Annotated in this window: 29 protein-coding genes; 6 read left to right on the forward strand and 23 right to left on the reverse strand. The window is 33.1% G+C overall.

From position 1 onward, the window contains the following. Positions 1-243 precede the first annotated feature (243 nt). From N3C_RS07095 to N3C_RS07105, 3 genes are all read right to left on the reverse strand, one after another. Entirely contained in the window at positions 244-456 is a 213-nt protein-coding gene (locus N3C_RS07095) for an aspartyl-phosphate phosphatase Spo0E family protein (protein WP_034835510.1), read from the reverse strand. 166 nt (positions 457-622) lie between these two features. Then, positions 623-907, reverse strand: coding sequence for a stage V sporulation protein S (locus N3C_RS07100; RefSeq protein WP_034835505.1), 285 nt, complete (start codon positions 905-907; stop codon positions 623-625). Positions 908-1098: 191 nt separating this feature from the next. Continuing rightward, the gene (locus N3C_RS07105; RefSeq protein WP_074365359.1) at positions 1099-1983 is read right to left on the reverse strand and encodes a GGDEF domain-containing protein; all 885 of its coding nucleotides are present in this window, start codon (positions 1981-1983) and stop codon (positions 1099-1101) included. Between the two features lie 104 nt (positions 1984-2087). Between N3C_RS07105 and N3C_RS07110 the strand changes: the two genes are divergently transcribed. Continuing rightward, complete coding sequence (locus tag N3C_RS07110; RefSeq protein ID WP_034835500.1) at positions 2088-2333, forward strand: helix-turn-helix domain-containing protein; 246 nt, start codon at positions 2088-2090, stop codon at positions 2331-2333. 234 nt (positions 2334-2567) lie between these two features. Here N3C_RS07110 and N3C_RS07115 read toward each other — a convergent pair whose 3' ends face one another. Next, on the reverse strand, positions 2568-2855 hold the full coding sequence (locus tag N3C_RS07115; RefSeq protein WP_074365360.1) for a stage V sporulation protein S: 288 nt from the start codon (positions 2853-2855) through the stop codon (positions 2568-2570). A gap of 372 nt (positions 2856-3227) precedes the next feature. Between N3C_RS07115 and N3C_RS07120 the strand changes: the two genes are divergently transcribed. Together N3C_RS07120 and N3C_RS07125 are read left to right on the forward strand one after the other, a co-directional pair. Beyond that, positions 3228-5294, forward strand: a complete 2067-nt coding sequence (locus N3C_RS07120) for a CHC2 zinc finger domain-containing protein (protein WP_074365361.1) — start codon at positions 3228-3230, stop codon at positions 5292-5294. 97 nt (positions 5295-5391) lie between these two features. Further along, positions 5392-5679 (forward strand): hypothetical protein, encoded by a 288-nt coding sequence (locus tag N3C_RS07125; RefSeq protein ID WP_052221639.1) that lies wholly within the window; start codon positions 5392-5394, stop codon positions 5677-5679. Positions 5680-5799: 120 nt separating this feature from the next. On the opposite strand, the gene N3C_RS07130 is transcribed toward N3C_RS07125, so the two are convergent. From N3C_RS07130 to N3C_RS07145, 5 genes are all read right to left on the reverse strand, one after another. Continuing rightward, entirely contained in the window at positions 5800-6093 is a 294-nt protein-coding gene (locus N3C_RS07130) for a sodium ion-translocating decarboxylase subunit beta (protein WP_074365362.1), read from the reverse strand. A 53-nt stretch (positions 6094-6146) separates the two neighbouring features. Then, positions 6147-6653: a hypothetical protein gene (locus tag N3C_RS07135; RefSeq protein WP_074365363.1), complete on the reverse strand. Its 507-nt coding sequence runs from the start codon at positions 6651-6653 to the stop codon at positions 6147-6149. Positions 6654-7380: 727 nt separating this feature from the next. Further along, complete coding sequence (locus tag N3C_RS07140) at positions 7381-7665, reverse strand: hypothetical protein (RefSeq protein ID WP_034837666.1); 285 nt, start codon at positions 7663-7665, stop codon at positions 7381-7383. A 5-nt stretch (positions 7666-7670) separates the two neighbouring features. Further along, the gene (locus tag N3C_RS15420; RefSeq protein WP_278281047.1) at positions 7671-7799 is read right to left on the reverse strand and encodes a hypothetical protein; all 129 of its coding nucleotides are present in this window, start codon (positions 7797-7799) and stop codon (positions 7671-7673) included. A 60-nt stretch (positions 7800-7859) separates the two neighbouring features. Beyond that, the gene (locus N3C_RS07145; RefSeq protein WP_074365364.1) at positions 7860-8597 is read right to left on the reverse strand and encodes a ParM/StbA family protein; all 738 of its coding nucleotides are present in this window, start codon (positions 8595-8597) and stop codon (positions 7860-7862) included. Positions 8598-9130: 533 nt separating this feature from the next. Between N3C_RS07145 and N3C_RS07150 the strand changes: the two genes are divergently transcribed. Further along, on the forward strand, positions 9131-9538 hold the full coding sequence (locus tag N3C_RS07150) for a four helix bundle protein (RefSeq protein ID WP_074365365.1): 408 nt from the start codon (positions 9131-9133) through the stop codon (positions 9536-9538). Between the two features lie 108 nt (positions 9539-9646). After that, on the forward strand, positions 9647-10198 hold the full coding sequence (locus tag N3C_RS07155) for a Uma2 family endonuclease (RefSeq protein ID WP_074365366.1): 552 nt from the start codon (positions 9647-9649) through the stop codon (positions 10196-10198). 187 nt (positions 10199-10385) lie between these two features. On the opposite strand, the gene N3C_RS07160 is transcribed toward N3C_RS07155, so the two are convergent. The 7 genes from N3C_RS07160 to N3C_RS07190 form a co-directional block, all read right to left on the reverse strand. Further along, positions 10386-10991: a DUF6438 domain-containing protein gene (locus N3C_RS07160; protein ID WP_074365367.1), complete on the reverse strand. Its 606-nt coding sequence runs from the start codon at positions 10989-10991 to the stop codon at positions 10386-10388. A 59-nt stretch (positions 10992-11050) separates the two neighbouring features. Then, positions 11051-11542, reverse strand: coding sequence for a Csac_0668 family 2Fe-2S cluster-binding (seleno)protein (locus N3C_RS07165; RefSeq protein WP_068557332.1), 492 nt, complete (start codon positions 11540-11542; stop codon positions 11051-11053). A gap of 56 nt (positions 11543-11598) precedes the next feature. Beyond that, entirely contained in the window at positions 11599-12150 is a 552-nt protein-coding gene (locus N3C_RS07170) for a flavodoxin domain-containing protein (RefSeq protein ID WP_074365368.1), read from the reverse strand. 66 nt (positions 12151-12216) lie between these two features. Next, positions 12217-12771 (reverse strand): plasmid pRiA4b ORF-3 family protein, encoded by a 555-nt coding sequence (locus N3C_RS07175; RefSeq protein WP_023062414.1) that lies wholly within the window; start codon positions 12769-12771, stop codon positions 12217-12219. Positions 12772-13096: 325 nt separating this feature from the next. Then, positions 13097-13816: a permease gene (locus tag N3C_RS07180; RefSeq protein WP_074365369.1), complete on the reverse strand. Its 720-nt coding sequence runs from the start codon at positions 13814-13816 to the stop codon at positions 13097-13099. Between the two features lies 1 nt (position 13817). Continuing rightward, complete coding sequence (locus N3C_RS07185) at positions 13818-14300, reverse strand: permease (RefSeq protein WP_074365370.1); 483 nt, start codon at positions 14298-14300, stop codon at positions 13818-13820. A 6-nt stretch (positions 14301-14306) separates the two neighbouring features. Then, positions 14307-14636, reverse strand: a complete 330-nt coding sequence (locus N3C_RS07190) for a cupin domain-containing protein (RefSeq protein ID WP_074365371.1) — start codon at positions 14634-14636, stop codon at positions 14307-14309. A gap of 390 nt (positions 14637-15026) precedes the next feature. On the opposite strand from N3C_RS07190, the gene N3C_RS07195 reads away from it, so the two are divergent. Next, the gene (locus tag N3C_RS07195; protein ID WP_074365372.1) at positions 15027-15704 is read left to right on the forward strand and encodes a Crp/Fnr family transcriptional regulator; all 678 of its coding nucleotides are present in this window, start codon (positions 15027-15029) and stop codon (positions 15702-15704) included. A 32-nt stretch (positions 15705-15736) separates the two neighbouring features. Here the strand turns inward: N3C_RS07195 and N3C_RS15290 are convergent, their stop codons facing one another. The 7 genes from N3C_RS15290 to N3C_RS07225 form a co-directional block, all read right to left on the reverse strand. After that, positions 15737-15859, reverse strand: a complete 123-nt coding sequence (locus N3C_RS15290; RefSeq protein WP_242944057.1) for a DUF6438 domain-containing protein — start codon at positions 15857-15859, stop codon at positions 15737-15739. Positions 15860-15901: 42 nt separating this feature from the next. Beyond that, entirely contained in the window at positions 15902-16258 is a 357-nt protein-coding gene (locus N3C_RS07200; protein WP_068556433.1) for a hypothetical protein, read from the reverse strand. Positions 16259-16320: 62 nt separating this feature from the next. Further along, positions 16321-16707 (reverse strand): VOC family protein, encoded by a 387-nt coding sequence (locus N3C_RS07205; RefSeq protein WP_068556432.1) that lies wholly within the window; start codon positions 16705-16707, stop codon positions 16321-16323. A gap of 67 nt (positions 16708-16774) precedes the next feature. Next, positions 16775-17608: a nucleotidyltransferase domain-containing protein gene (locus N3C_RS07210; protein ID WP_074365373.1), complete on the reverse strand. Its 834-nt coding sequence runs from the start codon at positions 17606-17608 to the stop codon at positions 16775-16777. Positions 17609-17639: 31 nt separating this feature from the next. After that, positions 17640-18380, reverse strand: coding sequence for a class I SAM-dependent methyltransferase (locus tag N3C_RS07215; protein WP_014253610.1), 741 nt, complete (start codon positions 18378-18380; stop codon positions 17640-17642). Between the two features lie 74 nt (positions 18381-18454). Beyond that, positions 18455-18769, reverse strand: coding sequence for a hypothetical protein (locus N3C_RS07220; RefSeq protein WP_074365374.1), 315 nt, complete (start codon positions 18767-18769; stop codon positions 18455-18457). 137 nt (positions 18770-18906) lie between these two features. Beyond that, positions 18907-20052, reverse strand: a complete 1146-nt coding sequence (locus tag N3C_RS07225; RefSeq protein WP_014253608.1) for an AlbA family DNA-binding domain-containing protein — start codon at positions 20050-20052, stop codon at positions 18907-18909. Between the last annotated feature and the right edge of the window lie 426 nt (positions 20053-20478).

A 20478-nucleotide genomic window follows, 5' to 3' on the forward strand; every position in this document is an offset into this window, starting at 1 on the left:
AAAAGTTAATAATCAGTTTTATAGATTTCGTTAATACATAATTGATATGCCATTCAACTTTGATTTAATCCATATAATTTACCTAAAGCATATTTGGGTTGAATTATCAACAAATCATGTGGATATTTTGTGGATATCTTGTGAATAAAAACAGGCTGATACTGCGATAGGTATCAGCCATAATTTTTAATAAATACTGCATTCTTTAATTCTTATTTTGCTTTTCCTTTTCTGGATATAATCTTAATCATTTTTATTAATCTTAATGCTTTTTAAATAATAATCCCGTATAAGTATGTCCAATTGCTGGCTTATTTCAATAGTTCTCTTATCTGATTTTAAGCCTTCACCAACCAATTTATTAAGTTTTTCCCTCATGACTTCTATTGAATTATTAATTTCCTGTAATTCCTGCCTGATATTATTAGATTTTATAGGTATACTTTTGCAAAACATCTTATACTCCCCCCTTCTGAACAACAAAAGCATCAAAAAAGGACACACCAACCCTATACTCTTACATTCCAGGCACTAAGCCTGGCAGTATAGGGAGGCATGTCCTCCCGTCCGTATATTCTTATATTACCATAATTGCTATTTTTCTACAATAACAACTTCTATTTTATTTTTTCTTTGCAACTATAGTCCAGCGTATGGCAGTTTTTTGTACCATTTTGTCATTATCCTGTACATCCACTTCCGTATAATAAGGGCGCAAATTAAATTTGTAGCCTTCCTTTACCAGATACTCTGTTGCCAATATTATCGCTCTTACGGCTGTATAAGTTGCTTTTACCCCTATGCAGTCTACATGCACTATTCCATCGTTCACAGCATGTTGGATTATTTTATCAGAAACAGAATTAACACTGCTGTTTCCAGCGACTTTTAAAACCTGTATATTCATACCTTATTATGCCTCCTTAGTTTACATATATCAGCATAATAAGGATTGATTGTTAATAGTTTCAAGTATCTTTTGCTTTCCTTTCAATGCTTCATTTCAAAACAAATCCTCCATCAATTAACAGGTCAATATCACCTGTAAATCAATTTGTATCTTAACAGGTTAATAATATACCTGCTTCTTTTATGGGATTATTGTGCATCTTTTAAATGCTTTTTAATCAGATTTTCCAGTTTTATATTTACCTCCATCAGTTCTTTGTCAACCGACCTGTTTGGTTTCCAGATAACTTTATTTTTTAATTCATCCCTCACTGTCTCTATTTTCTGTTTTAATTCCAATAGTTCATCTGTTATTTGCCTTGCTTTAACCTTTTTCCCAGCCTTCTCTTTATACATTTTGCTGTCCGCTATGGCTATTATCTTTCCTATCTCGCAGGTACAGTCTGAACAGGCCGCCCCTGCACTTATTTCAATGTGAATATTTTCTTCCTTCCCTCTTTTTCTTATATTTTCCTTAACCCTGTTTATCACCTTTTCTACTATAGCCTTTTTCGTATTTGCAAGAAGAATAAAGAACTCATCTCCCCCATACCGTACAGCAATATCCTGTTTACGGATACTTTCTCTAATAGACTTCCCGACAATCCGTATAGCCTTGTCCCCCGCCAAATGGCCTTTATTATCATTAAGGTTTTTCAGATTATCCACATCAATAACAATTAAAGTAAACCTCTTGGGTATGGGACGGTGCAGCACACCTGATATCAACTGCTCCCAGTAGTTTCTGTTGTATAAGCCTGTAAATAAGTCCCTGTAAGCATATTTATATAAATTGCCCTGCGGTTGAATAAGAATCAAATAGTATCTTCCTTCGTCTAAAACAACCTTATCAGCAGTGATACTATAATTCCCAACTTTGTAACTAACAGTACCGTCAACAGGCAAATGGTCAAAGATATGGATATCTTCCAGGTACTTTCCAGCAGCATCCTTATCGATATTGCTGTAATAAATCCTGCCTTGCTTATTTATCAGTATGCATACTGTTTTGCCGGTTTTTACAAACTCCTCCATAGCACATTCTCCTATAAAACCATGTTATGTGCTTTATTAGAACATAAAAGTTTAGATGTTCGGTTAAACTTAAAATGTTCTAATAAAACACAAAGGTGGTAAATATGAAATTGGTACTCGACAATGATAATCGAAATATCATCGGGCCTCGGTTAAAAGTTGCAAGGTTAAAAAGCAATCTAACCCAACAGCAGTTATCAGCCAGGTTGGAGACAATGGCTGTATATATAGACAGGGCAAGTATCAGCAAAATCGAGCAGCAGAGGCGTATTGTGACTGATTTCGAATTATTAGCCCTGTGTCAAATCCTAAAAGTCAGCCCTGGCTGGCTGTTAGGGTTAGAAAAATAGTTTATAATGTTCTTTATTAGAACATTATAAACTATATCCTCATCTTTGTAAATCCTACAGCCCTTTTCCTTCCCTTATACCTTATACCCCATTTGTTATTTATTTAACCATCTTCCTAAGAGTATAAACAAAAAACACACCTCTACTATACTTATGCAGTATAAGAAAGGTGTGTACCTTTCGACTGTGTGTATTCATTTTACCATATTTCGGTTATAAATACAAAAACTTGTATTATTTCCCCTTAGCAATCAAAGTCCACCGAATGGCAGTCTTACTAATTGGCTGTATATCATTTCCTGCTGTATTTACTTTAACGTAATATGGCCTCAAATTAAACCTATACCCTTTACTCACCAGATATTCAACCGCTTGTATAAGGGCTTTTACTGTCGTATATGTTGCCTTTATTCCTATTGCATCAATATGGACAATGCCATCCTCAACTACGTATTTATTAATTGTATCAGCAACAGCATTAATATTACTATTCCCTGAAACTTTTAATACCTGTATGCTCATGTCTCATATGCCTCCTTAACCTGTTTTATGAGGTATATTATTGATTGATTATAAAGCATTTCAAGTATTAATTTTCATTCTTCATTACTTCAGTTCAAAACAAGAATTGAACCAAAACTAAAATTGATTAGAATATTTCATTAATACTTCATACTTCATTAACTTCAAGGCGTCTCTCAATGTTTCGCAAAGTTTTCTTGAACTGAAGTACCTTGAAGTATTAATAACATATTAACCATATTTTTAAGTTTGTCAAATTTTTAGGCTTAATTTTTTTGTTACATTTTTGTTACAAAATAAAGTTCCTCTTGAAATACACTGATTTATGGCTATAATACGTTCATTAAAAATTACGGAACGGAGGAATAGCCTATGAACAGCAGTTTAGATAACATCATTGCCAAAAAGACATCTCACGATGTTGGTGTATTAATATTTCAATACCTTAATGATATTGAACCTCTAATCCAGCAGTCTCTCACTGCTGCAAAGTTAAAGGATTTTTACAGGCTTAAAGGGAAATATAACAAAGGGCGTTTTGTCTGCCCATTCCATTCTGGAGCAGATAACCCTACCTCTCTTTCTCTTAATGACAACAAACGGAACTTTCACTGCAACGCCTGCGGTAAAAGCGGTACATACCTTGAATTTATCATGTATATGCAAAATTTCTCAGGTAGGAACAGCCTCAACGAAGCAAAAATTTTTGCTGCAAACAACTTTGCTGGGCTGAATCTAGGATTCAACTCAATCGCTGATTTTGAGCAGAAGTTAAAAGATAAAATACTGGAACGCTATCATAAAACAAATAGCCTTAGATATACAGATTACTGTAATATCTGGCTGCTTCCTGAAAGATATTTTTCTTATACAGCAGAATCGCAAGGCCGCCAATGCCAAGGAGAAGAACAACAAATAAAGCCTTCCTTCAAGGTTTCTCCTTCCAACTCTACAAACAAGCCCGGTTTTATACTGGAAGCACTGGACCTTGAAATGACCATCAGGCATCATAAAGCCCAGAATATAATTGACAATGGGATTACTGATTATGATAAAGCAATTCAGGATGCTAAAAACAGTAAACTGATTAATGACTTTACTCAAAATGCAGATAAATTAAATTCTGTCGATAAACTCTCTGATTTCATGAGTAAGAAATATAATATAGACATAGATACTGCTTTGAGATATCGACTTATCTATTTTGATAAGGCTAGCCAGAAGCAACTCTACTACAGTGATTTCTTTATGCTGAATGACAGAGTCCTGTTTCCCGTTCGAGACCATGAAACCGGCATAGTAGTCGGGTACCAGTGCCGACAAACAGATTTAAATGCTCCAAAACAATACAAATACCTTAACGTGACCGATTATCAGGATAACTTGACAGCAAATAAAAACGGAACGGCTTTTAGAAATTTTGTTCCGTTTAAACCTGGAAACTTCCTTTTTAACCTTTACGAACTGAAGAATAAATGCATTAATGCATTATGGATTACAGAAGGCATTGCAGATGCAATAAAACTTTCCTGCATGGGATATGACGCCGTTTCTCCAGGGCAGGCAAATTTAACCGACTTCCATATATACTTAATTGATAAATATTGCGGCAAAGATGTGGTTATTAACTTATTCTTTGATAATGATGACCATAAGGTTGGACAAAGCAAAAGCATTGCAGCCGCCTACCGCCTTTGGCAGTTTGGTTTCAGGAATATTAGAATTATAAGTACCTTTAAAGAATTAGGAAAAGATATTACCGATTGTTCCGTTAAACTGCGTGATGATAACATGCTAAGGCTTTTAATTAGTCTATGGGAAAAACAAGCCTATTCTTTTACCCCTGCAAGTAATGAAGATTTAAACACTCTATTAAAAACAGGCCTGTACACTGAAAATGAAATTATGTGTATTGACCCAAGAGATATAAACCAGATGACTAATTTTGCTGAAGCAATTGTTAAGCATATAGATTTAAAGGATATGACATATCAGCAACTTGCAGTATTAAAAAAATTATGTTGCTTTAGAGAAGAAGAAATAAAAATTCTCTTTAACCTTTCTACAAAAGATTATCATGACATGCAGGATACTGATGAAACAGAAACTGCCATAAAAGAAAATGGCAATATTAACGCAGGCAATGCTCAAGAAGAAAGAAATGCAGGAGAAAACCTAATCAACATTTCTAAAGCACAACTGTTTCATCTGAAAAAGAGATTTAATTTAGATTTAATTAAGAAAATAGACAACGAATGTTCCAAAAAACAGATTGCTGCTATTGTAGGCAATATAATAAGAAATGAAGATTTTGATGTTTGGGATTACATCCCCAAAAATGAAAGTCACCAGTCTTCAACTGGTATAGCCCCTATCACCGCTGTACTGGATGATGGCAACTTCACCCCTGCATATGACGATGTCAGTATTCCTTTTTAATGAGCCGTAATCTTAAAAATTTTTTAATCAAAAAAACTTGACTTTCAAAACCATAATTCTGTATCCTGTTTAAAATCAAATGAAAGGACGTGGTTATATGAAAGCCAAGAATTTAAAACAAGAAATTAAGAATATCCTTTCTGCAATAGACAAGAACTTTGGTAAAGACTCAAGGGAATATCAGGATGCCGAATATTACCTTGACATACTTGAAACTGTTTACCATTATAACTACAACGACGGGATAGATTTACTGAATGAATTAAAGGAATTGCTGAATAAATTGTCAGATAGAGTGCCCGAATTGGCACCTGAAAGGTTCTCACAGCATTATCCAGATGTAAGTGAGATGATAAAATATCTGGATAAATGGTTATCTGATTAATAATCTTATGGCTTTTCAGTTTTGACTGGAAAGCCTTTTTATATAATATGTTATATTATCTTTTCTGTACAAACAAACCTGTTGTTACATCTTTGCTCCTGATAAATAACTGATTCTGGATTAATTATGATTTTTCTTATATTTGATAACAACTAGATATATGAATCCCAATATTGTTAGCAATGCAAAGATTGCAGTAAACAAGTGCGAAGAAGACTGACCTGACAAATAAACTGCTGTTGGTCCATCTGCACCGCCTATAATTCCTATTGAACCAGCATCTCTTGTATCTATATTGAATTTATAAGATAAATATAATGGCAATAAGGAATTAAAAAATAAACTGATAAATGCCACTAAAGCACATATAACAGTAAATATAGTAATCATCTTTGTTGATTTTTCTTTTTTCATACCTTATTCACTCCAAACACGCTCATATTTTTACTAAAGTACCGTACCCTCCACTATTTACTTGCTTTTATAAAATTTCCTCCGCTTGTTTTGTCAATGATAAATAAAGCGCTATCATTTATAACAGGACTACTAATTTGTGTAAAATCAGCATCACCCCTATTGAGAGTAACATCCAAAACTACTTTATTATCTTTTACAAAAACTAATTTATGAAATATATCATCATCCAGTGGATGCTCTCCGAGCCAGGTTTTATCAAATATCAGATAACCAATATATGTATCGGCAGTAGTCCATTTTGTTCCTACTATTTTCTGCATTTCTGTTCTGCTGGTATAAGACAGTATAACATACATTCTGTCCCATTCAAAAGGAGTTATATTTTTCATATCAAAATATGATTCTTGCTGGATAGTTGTCATAAGTTTATTTTTGAAACTTTCTAAGTGCTCATTATTGATTTTTTGACTACGAAAATTTATATAACTTAATGAAAACAGTATTAAAGGTATTATTAAAAATACTGATATAATAATTGTTTTGCTTTTGATTTTCATATACCTCCACCTCAAAAAGGATACATGCAATATTGTGCTATATTTCCCCAAGAATGTCTGTTTACTATTATATAGTACAACCTAAGTTATTAATAGAGTCTTTTATATAGATTTTGATAAGATTTAATGGGTAAGAAAAAACAATACCTTTAATAGTTACTATTATATTATGTAATTTCTTATTCTAAGCCCCCTATTCCCTTTAACCTATAATCCACATACTCCTGCTCTGTTTCAATTTTAGAATCACTTTTTTTACCCCTTAACCCTTAAAACCGTTTCTAACTCCTTTTCCCTATTAAAACCCATCCATTTGCTCCGTTTCTCATGCAAAAAGAATGAATTCTAAATAATTATCTTATCAGTTTTCTATATAAGGAAACCAATTCTAAAATCGGGTTTTACGCTTCTATTATGCTCCTGAGGAAAAAAAATTACTTTATACAAAAATATATAAAGCAAAATAGGGAAAGAAACCGCAACAAAGCAATCTCTTCCCCTATTTTGCCCGTTTGCCAACTACATTCCCTAGAATGCACTTTAAATATAGCATATCCTAGAATTATTTGTAAAGAAGTTTGTCTTTAATTTTTCAAATTATAGTTCCTTTTAGTTCCTAACTAATTCTTCCAGTTCCTTTGTGTACTAAAATTTAACATCAGGAATTAAGTAAACGGCATATAAAAAGAGCAGAATAAGGCAAAATGCCTTATCCCTACCCCTTTTCTCATATCTGGCTTATAATATCAAAAACATCATCAGGGATGCCTCCTGCTGATTCTTCATTATTTGCTTCATTAACTGTTATACCTCCCATTTCCTGAATCGCTTCTTTTACAGCATCCTTTATACATTGCTTATTTATTTGTGTATTGTTCTCTATATAAGCAAGGACAGCATCTGCAACAAATGCTGTTTTTGCAGAACGCTTGGATATTATTATTTCATAGGCTTCCCTCAATTTCTCATTTCTCAAATCAAAACTGAGGTTTATTCTCTTTACTTGGCTCATCATCTTCACCTTCTTCTTAAGGCTTCTCTTATTAATCTCTCATATCCAACAGCATTTGCAATTTGACTTTCGGGCAGTATTTCAGTATATCCGATTCGGTTTTGGTGTTTCCCCTTGTCAAGAGTGTTTTGCACGATGCACGCTCCACCGCCCATTATCAGATTCATTGTTGCCTGAAGTTCATATCCGTTTTCTCACAGTTCATCAAGCATGTCATTGACAAAAGTAATAGTCGTTGTTTCTATAATTTTATCTATTCTATCATTGAAAAATAATGACTTCTTTCCTTGAATCGTCATCTCAATTTGCTCTTCTGTAATTTCAATGCCTGTTTCCTTTCTTATCTGCTCTTGTATTGTTTTAACTAATTTTAACATTCCCCAGTTCAAACTGATTGCAGAATCAATCAAGGGCTTTCCCTGATGTATTTTTACCGCATCCACGGTAACTTGGCCAAAATCAAGCAAATTCAAAAAGTCAATTCCTCTATACTTTTCAAAGTGAAGCATATAGCCTGAAATAGCCTGTGGAAAGCACATAACCTCTTTAATATTTACCTGGTATTTCTTCTGGTTATAGGTAAAATGAATATTATCTCTTTTAAAATAGTTTATGAACTTTTGTTTTAATTGAAAGTGGGATAATGGTACTCCAACTCCTAAAATCACGTCTGCACTTGTTATTCCCTCTTTGCTTAGCCTCATAGCCAATGCTGGAAGTGTGAGGATAAAGAAAGTTTCATCTATTGTTTTATCGTAGTGATATTTAACCCTTTTCCCTCCGATTGAGTAATATTTTCCGTTATAGTACAGTAAATTTTCTGTAATAACTGGAGCAGTTGAACTTTCAACATATCCTGATGAATAAATACCTTCTGAAGATTTTATAAATCTGTTACCGTGGTCAACTCCAATAATTATTTTGTTATCCATATGCAGCACTCCTTTTCTAATTTTGTTTCTAAAAGACCCTTATTAAAGTGCAAGGTTCCTTTATGTTCTTTAGCATCCTAACGAAACACTTTTTATAATTTCAAGTTTTTTCTCAAAAAAATGCTTACCTATCAAATTAGGTAAGCAAACAAATTTATTGTAACGGAGGTATTTGATTCTGATTTAGTAAAATACCTTTTTATTAATGGGCGATTATTTTATATTAAATCATCAAATACATTTTCAAGTGTTTTTTATCATCTTTTCCTTAAATCCTTTTCCCCTTTCCACTTTACCCTTCCATATATAATTATGTATTTAGTAAATCTGCCCAAATCCTTGATATTACTGTACCTATATTAGGTAAAAGGTTCATTGGATTAAGGAACAAGTATGTGTATATAGCCCTTTAACACAGCCCCTTAACCCTTTCTCCTTTCAAGGATTTCTTTACAAAAATTCATCTATCAAAATTTGACTTCTTCCTATCCTTCTCTATAATGTAGAAAATCAAATTTGAAAGGATGAACTTTATGGGCGAAAGTTTAGTAATAAAGGATTTTAGGACGCTTAAGGTTTGGCAGAAGGCGAATGCATTGGAGCAGGAGATAGGAGAATTGGTTAAAGGATTTCCAAGTCATGAACAATATAGGCTTACAGACCAATTAATTAGAGCCAGTCGCAGTATTGGTGCAAATATTGCTGAGGGAAATACCCAATTATTCGTAAAAAGGGAACTCTTCCACGCCAACAGCGCTCTTGGCAGTGCAGGAGAATGTAGAAATCATCTTCTTACTGCCTATCAAAATGGCTATATACATAGGGAACAATATGATGCTTTTGATAAAAAGTTGATTGAAATTATCAAAATGTTATTTGGTTACATAAAAGTGCTAAAATCTAACTCAGATAATGAATCTGAGGCTGCTACTAATTGGTAGAATTAAAATGTCTTTACTTATTCCAAATCCCTTTAACCTTTAATCCTTTAACCCCTTGTATCATCTCTATAGAATATCGTAAAATATCCTTGGAAAGGAAGTGAAAATATGTCTCCTAAAACGAAAATGGTAAGCCTTGAAGAGTTTTTAGAGATAGACAAAACAGAAAATAGAATTGAATATTTCGATGGCGAAGTCATCTATCTTCCATTCCCATCAATAGAACACCAACGGGTTTTATTAAATATTGCAGCAGAATTCAGGAATTATTTTAGGAGCAAACCCTGTGAAGCATTTATCTCCCCTTTAGACTTATGGCTAATAGACGAAGAAAAATCTGTAAATGTTAAAGTTCAGCCTGACTTGATGGTAATCTGTGATAAGGCAGGATTAAAAGAAAACGCATATTATGGCGTACCCGCTTTAATTATTGAAATAATTTCCCCATCAAATGAAAACCATGACAGGATTAAAAAATACATTATTTATATGGATTTTGGAGTAAAAGAATATTGGATAGTAAATCCAAAACTTAAAACTATTGAAGTGTATATATTAGAAGAAGATGAGTATAAACAGGCTGCTATTTACAAAGGTAGTGATTGTGCAACATCTCAAATTTTTGATGGACTCAAGATTCACTTAGAAGAAATTTTTTAATGAATAAGACTTAACTTACTGTTAAGAAAAAATGCCTTGGAAATACCGCTAAATCTCCAAAGCATTTTAAACAATCCTAATAGCCCTATTTAGTTAAAAACATTACTAAAGTCAAAGTGTTGGCTCACCTTGGCTTTTATATATCATTATATATTATATCATATTTTTTCCCGATTTTCATATCTTCCTATAAATTCTCATTACTGTACTTAAACTCTCTCATAAGTATTAGCGGTTCATAATAATCATCTGTAGCAACACCAATCTTCCTGGTTTTCCATTTTAATGCTTCTTGATTAGTGCAGTCTTTTTCTACTAGAGATATTGCTTCTTTTTCCGTAGCAGAAATAACCATGTATCTTATTGATGGCTTTAAAATCTTTTCTTCAACAAAGTATATGTACAACGTTGGATTTACATATTTTTTTGTGCCTATAATTCTTTCTATCTTATTTTCAAATGCTGTCAGGCTATCATCTATCAAAACATGTCCGTAATAGTGATTAATTTCTTTACTTTCTCCATCTAAATATTTTATTGTGGTAATACAAGAAGACTGGTCGGTAATGAACTCATTCCCTGGTTCATATATAAAAGACTTAAACCCAAAATCCTCAATCAAGCCATTTAATTGTTCTACTTTTTTCATTGGTATCTGCCAATGATGCTCTCCGCTCTTATATACAAACATTTCTCCACTATAATTTACATTACCCTCATTATCTACCATAACACTATAGACAGGACAAGTCCCAAAACACATTGTTCTTTGCAATTTTATGTATTCAAACATGATAATCCCCCGATTTACGGTATATAGTATTAAAATATAGTACAAAACGGAATTGCATCTTATTTCATGGATAACCCCTTATCTATAGCCTCCTGAATTATTTTGTGACAGCATTTCCCTAAGGGGTTATTTTTTTGACATTGGCTGTTTTTCATCGCTCCTGTAATTTCTATAATATCCTTAATTGTTTTTGCACCATGTTTTATTACAGCATCTATTACCTGTTCCTCTGTAACCTTGCTGCAGTAACAGGCGTATTTAGGATTGGCATCTTTTTTAAACCATATAGGCACTTTCACTTGCTGCTTTTCAAACTTAACGCCTGATTCTGGATTATAATAAACAATATTACATTCTTCATTCATGCATATATAATAATCCATATCTCCGACAAATTCTGCAAGGGTATCAACTACCAAATGCCTGACTGTAATATTTTTTACTTTTACTCCTGATGCTTTACACACAGGACATGTATTGTCATTTTCTATTTTATTAAGTGACTCTTTTCCCTTACAGCAACAGCAGTTATTTATTTTTTCATTTATCATTACCTCTCTATTATACCAATTTTTATTATAATTCTCATTTCTGTTGTATATAACTGTTATTTAATTCTGCTTTTTATTGATTCAATAATCGGATTTATTGATTTTTTATTTGTCCAGTCAGCAGGATGTTTATAGCATGCAAGCATTCCTTTTTCATCGTCAGTAAGTTCATCAGGTTTTTTATGCTCAATTTTCTTCTTTAAAAGATACATTAAAATCTTATCAATTGGATTTAACTTCTTATAATTGAAGCCACCCCGCAAGTGGAAGAAATGCACTTTCCCCTTCATTTCTTCGGTAAAATTATTGTTTATAACATCGTTTATTGCTTCAGGATGTGCAGGAGACGCACCTACAGAAAACACTATCACTTTTTTATCTTTTAATTTGTCAAAGTTCTTTTTTATGAGCGAGATACCCAAAATACCAGCAGCATACAGTGAACCGCCATAAACAATTGTATCATATTTGAGTATGTCATTTAGTGTAATTTTAGACCTTTCAAATAAATCCGCCTTGACTTCATCTGCAATCCACTGTGCATAGCGTTGTGCGCTGCCATATTTTGATTTATAAATAACAACTACTTTATTAATGTTGTCTGACATATTATTTTTCCCCCTCTTTTATCACCTTATCTCCTCCATACAAAGTCCGATAAAATATATATGCTTTTACTTTATCATCTTCAACATATCATTGACTTCATCTATGCTGAATTCTTCAGGGTCGAAAGAACCCCCCACCCATTCAAGCATGGATTCATGCTCTGGATGCTGCGGGTCTTGGATTGCTTCAAGGAAATCTTCATATCCCCACGGTCCCCCTACATCTTCAGGAGGACAGTTTCTTTTACCACCGATACATACTGGATATTTAACGCCTTCTTCCGGGTCAAGCACCTTCTCAACAACAATGTCATGTCTCCAATTATCACCAAAATCGTAAACATATCTGAATTTATCCTTTGGTGCAAAGTTCATGCTGCTTAACTTTATTCTTTTTGCACTTTTAACTTCATATCTGTCGTAAAAGTCCCAGTCATCATCTTTTTCCCCAATAATCATTTCTCCCAGCCTAAACTCATAAAGGTGGGATTCAAACCATCCCATCGCATGCTGGATTATCCTGTGGAGTTTATAAAACGTAATATCGTCTCTAACCAATACCCTTCTCCAGACAGGAGGCTTTACGTCTTTTAATGTTATTTTCAACTGAAGAATTTTCATACTCTCACGGCTCCTTTTACATGTATTTATGCACTTCTATTTTATCATTTCTCTATATTCTGCAATAGTAAAACAATATTCTATTATCATTAAGCATTAATTTTTATTTATCTAAATATCTTAATATAAATATAACATATATGCTCTGATGTAACCAAAAAAACATGTCAAAACTCCCCCTCATACCCTTATCCCATCTCTCCTTAAAACTACTCATGCTAAACAAAAATCATGGCTCCCATAAGGTTTCTACCCTATTTTCACCATGATTCTTAACAATACTTTTTATTCATGACACAAGTTTTTTGGGTATACAGTAAGAATATCATTTTAAGTCTATGGCCTTAACAGGACATTTATCTATTATCGCTTTCAATTCATTTATCTGTGTCTCATTAAGTTTAGACTCTTTCCATTTTGCTTTCTTATCCACCACCTTAAAATAATGAGGCATTAATTTTTCACACAGTCCACATCCAATACAATATTTTTCTTTAATATTAATACCAGTTACTTTGCCAAGGTCACGCTCTTCCTGAACAGGAATATCTTCTTTTTTTACAAATACAGTCATTAGATATGACATTATCAGTATGGATATTACTGTCAATATCCATCTTAGCCCCATAAAATTCGGTCCTAAGAATTTTGCTTCATTGGCAAGCATGGGTACTTTTATTACCGCCCATGCACTTAATATGATGACTACATTTGCGATGCTGGCACCTTTCTTTAAAAGCATTTTGCAAATTGGGAATGCCGCATAAATAGGTCCTGCTGAAAAACTGCCCAATAAGAACGAGAATATACCCCCCTTTATTCCTGCTTTCTCCCCAAATCCATTCATGATTACTTCTTTAGGAACCCATGCTTCAATAATTGATGTAAGTATAAAAATCACAGGCATAATTTCAAGCATTTCTATAATATAATACATGCTGTTTTTGACAGATAAATAAGCCTTATCGGGCATTGCCATAAATAGAAAAACATATGCCAGAGATACTGCTGTCAGTAGTTTGTTCTTTTTAATTATTTCAATCATTTTACATAATCACTCCCATCGTAAGTGCTATTATAAGTGCAAACACAAAACTAAGAGCATTACGGATAGCAGCAAATTTCAAACCAAATTCTTGTTTTTCCAATGGAAATGTCACCAGTCCGACCATTGTAAGAGTAGTTAGGAAAGCAACTGCCGGAATAATACTCGCACCTGCATCTACAAGAGAGCCTACCAGAGGAAACGCTACAAAGGCCGGAATTAATGTAATACTGCCGGCCAAAGCAGAAACAATGGTTGAAATAAATGTATTAGATTCTCCTAGAGTACTCTTTATAACTTCAGGCGGTATGAAGGTCAAAATCAATCCTATAAGCAGTAAAATGCCTATTATCTGTCCGACCATATTTTTCATCATACCTTTTGCCATTTTCATTGAATTGAATGTCTTCTGCTTATCTTTAACAAGGGATGCGATAAACGCAGCCCCTGTTATTCCCCATAACGATACTGTAAAAATATCCACCCCTCATCACTCCTTCTCCTTGTAGTTTTTAGGATTGGGTGACTTTACTACAAAGAATTCCAATATTTCTTCGTCTTGATTTTTGACATTCATTTTTGTTTTATATGGGATATTAATAATATCTCCCTTGGTATAAAGATGTGGTTCCTGTTCATTTAACTGCAAAGTCATTTCCCCACGTACAATTATCATATAAACATTGGAATTGGAATAGTGCTCAGGAAGACTTGTTCCTTTTACAAGAACCATATGATTTAGGTTAATATTCTCATCATCTACAATCTTTTCGATTATTTTGTCATCAGTAAGACTGTATACATATTTTTTCTCCACCATAAAAACTCTCCTTTCACTATGTTTAACTCCATATTATAATAAATTACAGTGACATACAGTTACCACGGTAACTAATTTTAGATAGTGTAAAGTAAAATATGAAAAAATGCTTCGCAAGATTTAAATACTTTCATCCTCTGACAAAATTTTAATCTGCTCAATTGAATTTTTGTCAAGGCTGAAATTAACGGGCTTTCAGCCCGACCTTGACAAAAATTTATGAGCAGATTTTAAAGCATTTTTAAGAGGATGCAAGCATGGATTTGATGAAAATTAGGGGGTACACGAATTCTGAGGTTTAATAACTCTCTAATGCTTGAAAATAAATCATTTGACGCATTTTACACAAATACTACTTAACACAACCTAATTTTAAAAAAGGTGGTATTTATGAATATAAAAAATTATCTAAGTATTTTAAGACTAACAGAGTTATTTGATGGATTTTCTACTGAAGAACTGCTTAATCTTTTTAAAACTCATAATTATATTATCTCTAAATACAATAAAGGCAGCATTATCCATTTTGAAAGCGAGAAATGCAATTACTGGGATATTATTTTAAAAGGCCAGGTATTTGTTCAAAAGATTGATGAAAAGGGAAATGTATTAACTATTACCGAATTTAAGGTCGGAGACAGTATAGGAGGCAACCTATTGTTTTCAAGGTATCCTTATTATCCCATGAGTGTGGTGGCAAAATCAGATGCTGAAATTTTACATATCGATAAAGATTTTGTACTGCAACTTTGTCAGACTAGCCAGGATTTCTTAATACAGTTCTTAACTTGCATATCGGACAAAACTGCTATCTTGACAAGCAAAATTAAATCAATCTCCATGAAATCTATAAAGGAATCTATCATTGAATTCTTAAATTATGAGTATTACACTCAAAAAAGTAAAGAAATAAAACTTAATATGACAAAAAAGGAATTGGCCGAAAGGTTAGGTATTCAAAGAACTTCTCTTTCCCGTGAACTCAATAAGATGAAAAAAGATGGGCTCATTGACTATAACACCCATTCTATCACTATCTGTGATTTTGATATTATTCGCAAACCCTGAGCAACGAACAGGGAACCAGTATTGAGTTCCCTTTAATCTGTTATTATCAACAATTCTCCATAATAATTTACATTGCCCTCATTATCCACTGTTACACTATAAACGGGGCAAGTCCCAAAACACATTGTTCTTTGCAATTTTATATATTCAAACATGATACTCCCACTTTTCATCTGCATATTCTTATATGAAAAATACTATATTCCATAGTGAATTAAGTATTTATTTTCACTAATTGCACTAGATACCTTTTCAATAAGCAATTCAAGTTCCTGCGATTGATAGTGGATATTTGCCTTGATAATAACCCCTCTAAATTGTTTAAGGGATTCTGGAGGAATAAGCGTTACACCGCAATAATCTAATCCGGTACCTGGCTGGGTTGTAACCTGAAAATATGTTTTAATTGCCAATAATTCTTCATTACACTTTATAATTAATTCTTCAAATAAATCGTCACTAACAGAAATACAATTATATTTTTCAGGTTCATAGTCACTATACCATTTGTTTTCTTCAAAAGAATCTATTATTCCAAACTCATGCTTTTCCAAATTATTACTCCCACACAAGTATGTATAACCTCTTAATACATATTTCTATAGAAAGTTTTGACCTAAATAATCTCTGAAAAAATTTCATGTATATTGCCATCTGGGTCTGCAAATAATGCTGTTCTTTGATTCCAGGGCATATTTTGAGGTTGATGAACAGGAGTTGCTCCCATCGTAACCAACTTTTCAAATGCTTCATCTACTTCATCAGGATTTTCACATGGAAAAGCCAATTCAAAAGCCTGACCAACTACTTTTTTCCTATACTCATCACTATATGAATACATAACATTTCTCATACATATAGCAAATCTTACTCCATTATTTTCTAATTCAACATAATTGCCAAGGTCATTTTTAATTCTAAATCCAAGGACTTGATTATAAAAATTTCTCATCCTGTCAATTTCGTCTGTCCAAATTGTAATAAGGTTAATCTCTGCTTTCATTATAGGTTTCTCCTTCTTAATTTCTCGCTTGTAGTTCGTAATATAAGTTCTATACAAAATGATTTTATTACTTAACAAGAAGGATTTCTGTTTCAGAAATAAGTTCCTTAAGCATATTTATCCCTTCTCTTGTAGTATCTCTATCAGCGGAAAGTAATGTAATAATCTTATCTATTCTATTTTTATAATCCCTGGGCTTTATAAAAAAGCCATCAATCATCCTGACCGCTTTTTTCTCATTAATGCAGTATTCTTCATTCAAAGCAAATAAAACTTGATTTAAGCAGGAAATACTTCTGAAACAATGTCCACATACATAATAAATGTCATCCTTATCGACATTATCCTCAGCAAACATTAAGGAAAAGGAGGCCTCAAACATAAAATATTGAACTATTGCATCTTTTAAAGTTTGAGGATATGGCTTGGTTCTGGATTTTAATTCTGAAATTTTACCCCTAGGGTCAACAAGTATTTTGCAAACGGAAATTTCGCCCATATACATTACATTTAAATATGCATGGGGATGACCAGTTTGGTAATGAGCAGATACTTTTCCTGCCAAACAATCATCAATAACCTGAGACACCCTTTTTATGTCACGTAATATAAAATCTACATGATATTCTTGAATAACAAGCCATCCACCTGCATTTACCCAAGGACCCCACCCACCTATTTGCGTAATTAAATTTTCTCTATGCTCATCATCTAGTTTTGCAGCAACCTTGCCTAATTCTCTGATATCAAAGCCCTCTGTTTCATCATAGTATATTCCAATATCTATGTCGGACTTTTCATGATTGGTACCTCTTGCTCTTGAGCCTCCTAAAACTATACCTATAATGCCTGGTATGCCTTCCAATTCTCTGGTGATTTGATTCAAAATATTTTCTACCATCGCAGCACTCCACCTCCGCCTTCATTTTGTTCTAATATAACTTCTTTCTTGCTGACACAAGCAGCATCATCGGCCGGCGCAGTTCATCCCGCATCCCAGGTACTGTGTTGAGCATATTTTCTGCAGGCTTTGGTTCGACAACACCTGTTATTTCAAAGCCTATTTTTATGAGACTGTTTAAGTATGTAGTAAGTGTCCGATGATATTTAATAACTTCCTCACCTAGAAATTTAGCATTGCGAATGCCTTCTGTGAAATAATGGTCAACTGGCCAATGCAGAATATTGCCCTTATCATCATAATACCAATCCTGAGGGCCTTGGGCAGTAAAAATGGGATGCTCTACAGAAAATATAAAATCTCCACCCCTTGAAAGGCATTTATATACTCTATCTAAAACATCCTCAAAGGATTTAATATAGTGAAGCGCCAGGGAACTGATAACAACATCAAAGGATTCTTCAGGAAAATCTATGTCTTCTATTGGCATACAGATATACTCGATATTTCCACACTTTGTTTTACTCTTTGCTTCACTTAACATTTTTTGTGAAATATCAATTCCAATTACTGACCTGGCACCGTTCTCTACAGCATAGCGACAATGCCATCCAAACCCGCAGCCTAAATCCAAAACCCTTTTATCTTTGAAGTCAGGCAGCATATTTTTCAGTTCATGCCACTCCCCCGCACCTTCAAGACCATTTTTCGACCTATCCATATTACTATATTTATTAAAAAAGGTGTCATCATCGTATTTGTTTTGTTTCATTATAAATTTCCCTTTCTATCTATTTGTTCTTCTTTTCATTTCAAGTTATATGCAAACAAAAACACCCTATCCTCCTACTTTGACGTTTTGTCTCGATATGCAATCAGAGTAATTGCATTTAATATGATAGTAACAGTGAGAAGAATAATAGCGGCAAACGCCGCAGCACCAGTAGTGTCCATAAGAGCAGACCAGTCCTCAATCTTTACTAGATGGTAGCCATAAAGAATCTGTAAACATAGTGAAATAGCACAAGCGCTGATGCTCATAATAGAAAGAAAAGCCCAATTTCTGTTGCCCTGATTCTTATATCGCATAAGATTGACAACAGGAAGTATCCAGGCAATTACTCCAAGCACTAGGCTACCAAGATTAAGCAAACCAATCATAACATATCCTCCTTACATGAAAAATTTGTACAATTTATTCTCAACAAATTCATATTTATCTATAACCCTTTATTTACAATTGTTCCAAATACAGTTCCCCTCAGTTATCATAGAAGACTCTATCAATAAATAATACTTTATTTATATAATGCTCTAAACTCTTGTAATGCTCTATTTAACGCCAAACCCGTTGACAGCCTTCGCTTACATTCCTTGGCTTCCAGTTCGTTATTAGTATTAATTTCATAAAATTTTTTATCGGCTTCGACTATATATGATTCAATTAGGCTTTGTTTATTTTCAACATAAAATTCGAATGCTATTTTCTCTTCCTCATTTTCATAGTATAAAACGACCTCATCAAATCTTCGCTTTGCATATACTTCTTCTTCATTCTCTGTATCAAATAGAAACTGCTGTAACTTATAATCAATACTATCCTTTAAAAAATATTTATATGTGAATTTATGGTTATGTCTCCATTCATCATAGCCTGCAAACCCCCATCTGGGTATAGGCGTTTCATACCTCCCACTATCCAGCACAACTAATTGAAACTCTTTTAATACAGTTTCACTACACATTATCTTTAGATTTTTATACATGAATCGTGAATTAGTTTGAGAATATACATAGAATTCACCTATATTCCTATCATCTTCATCATATTCTGCTTCTAACTTAAATTCAGGTTTATAGATATTATAGTAAGCATCTTCATTCTGTGCCCATTCTAATTTATTCTCCAATCTATTGGCTATCTGTACTAATGGAGGTTGTGTTAATCCAAATCTTTTCTTCCAAAGCATTTCTATTTGTTGTATACTTGCATTTTGGTTTATTGGAGTATTTCTATCCCCGACTCTTGTATATATGTAACCCTCTCTAATATTATTATATCTTTTGCACTTGGCCTTTAGGTAGTAAGGTACGGTATAAGAGTTAAATATAGTTAAGATATCAATCTCTTTTCCTTCAATTTCTATTGTATCCAAACGAACTTCAGGAATATTATCACCAGCAAAAACTGTATTTGAGAGCAAGTCAAGTATATCGACTTGTTTTCTTCTGTTTTCCTCACCTACACCAACTATTTCACCTGTATCTGATACGCCAATTATTAAATAACTGTCCTTATCATGTACCGTATTTGCAAAACAAAGGATATCATGTAATAATCTTTCATTATCTTTATGCCATTCTTGTTTAAAATCCCAATATTCCCCTTCTGATTTTCTATCAATTAAGTTTTTTATTTTTGATTCAAGACTTGTATAATTCATATAAGCCTCCTCTCCAAATCTATTAATTAAAAAATCCACTTAAGAATAACCGCTTCATTTTCATTTTAATACAACTTTATCCTTCATAAAAGGACCTTTTCTGTTTCTAAATTCCTTTACCATATCTTTTTAGAAACAGAAAAAACATGCCAAGTTCTTATAAAAAGTTAATAATGCTCTGATTTCTTTTCCTTTAGCCACACTTCCCTTGAATTTTACATATTCTATTCTTATTCTTGTATCAAGAAATATGGGTAAAACCTTTAATATACTCCAAATGCCCTTGGTTTTATTAGTTACACAATTCAAAATTCCCGTTTCCGTAACGTACCCTAAATGCCTTCGACAACGTGAAGATTTAATTTCGGGAATAACATTATTTCCATAGAGCCAACTTTATTATTACAGAACTTACTTTATTATCAC

Origin of the sequence: Clostridium sp. N3C (assembly GCF_900095445.1) — a bacterium.
GTDB lineage: Bacteria > Bacillota > Clostridia > Clostridiales > Clostridiaceae > Clostridium_AU.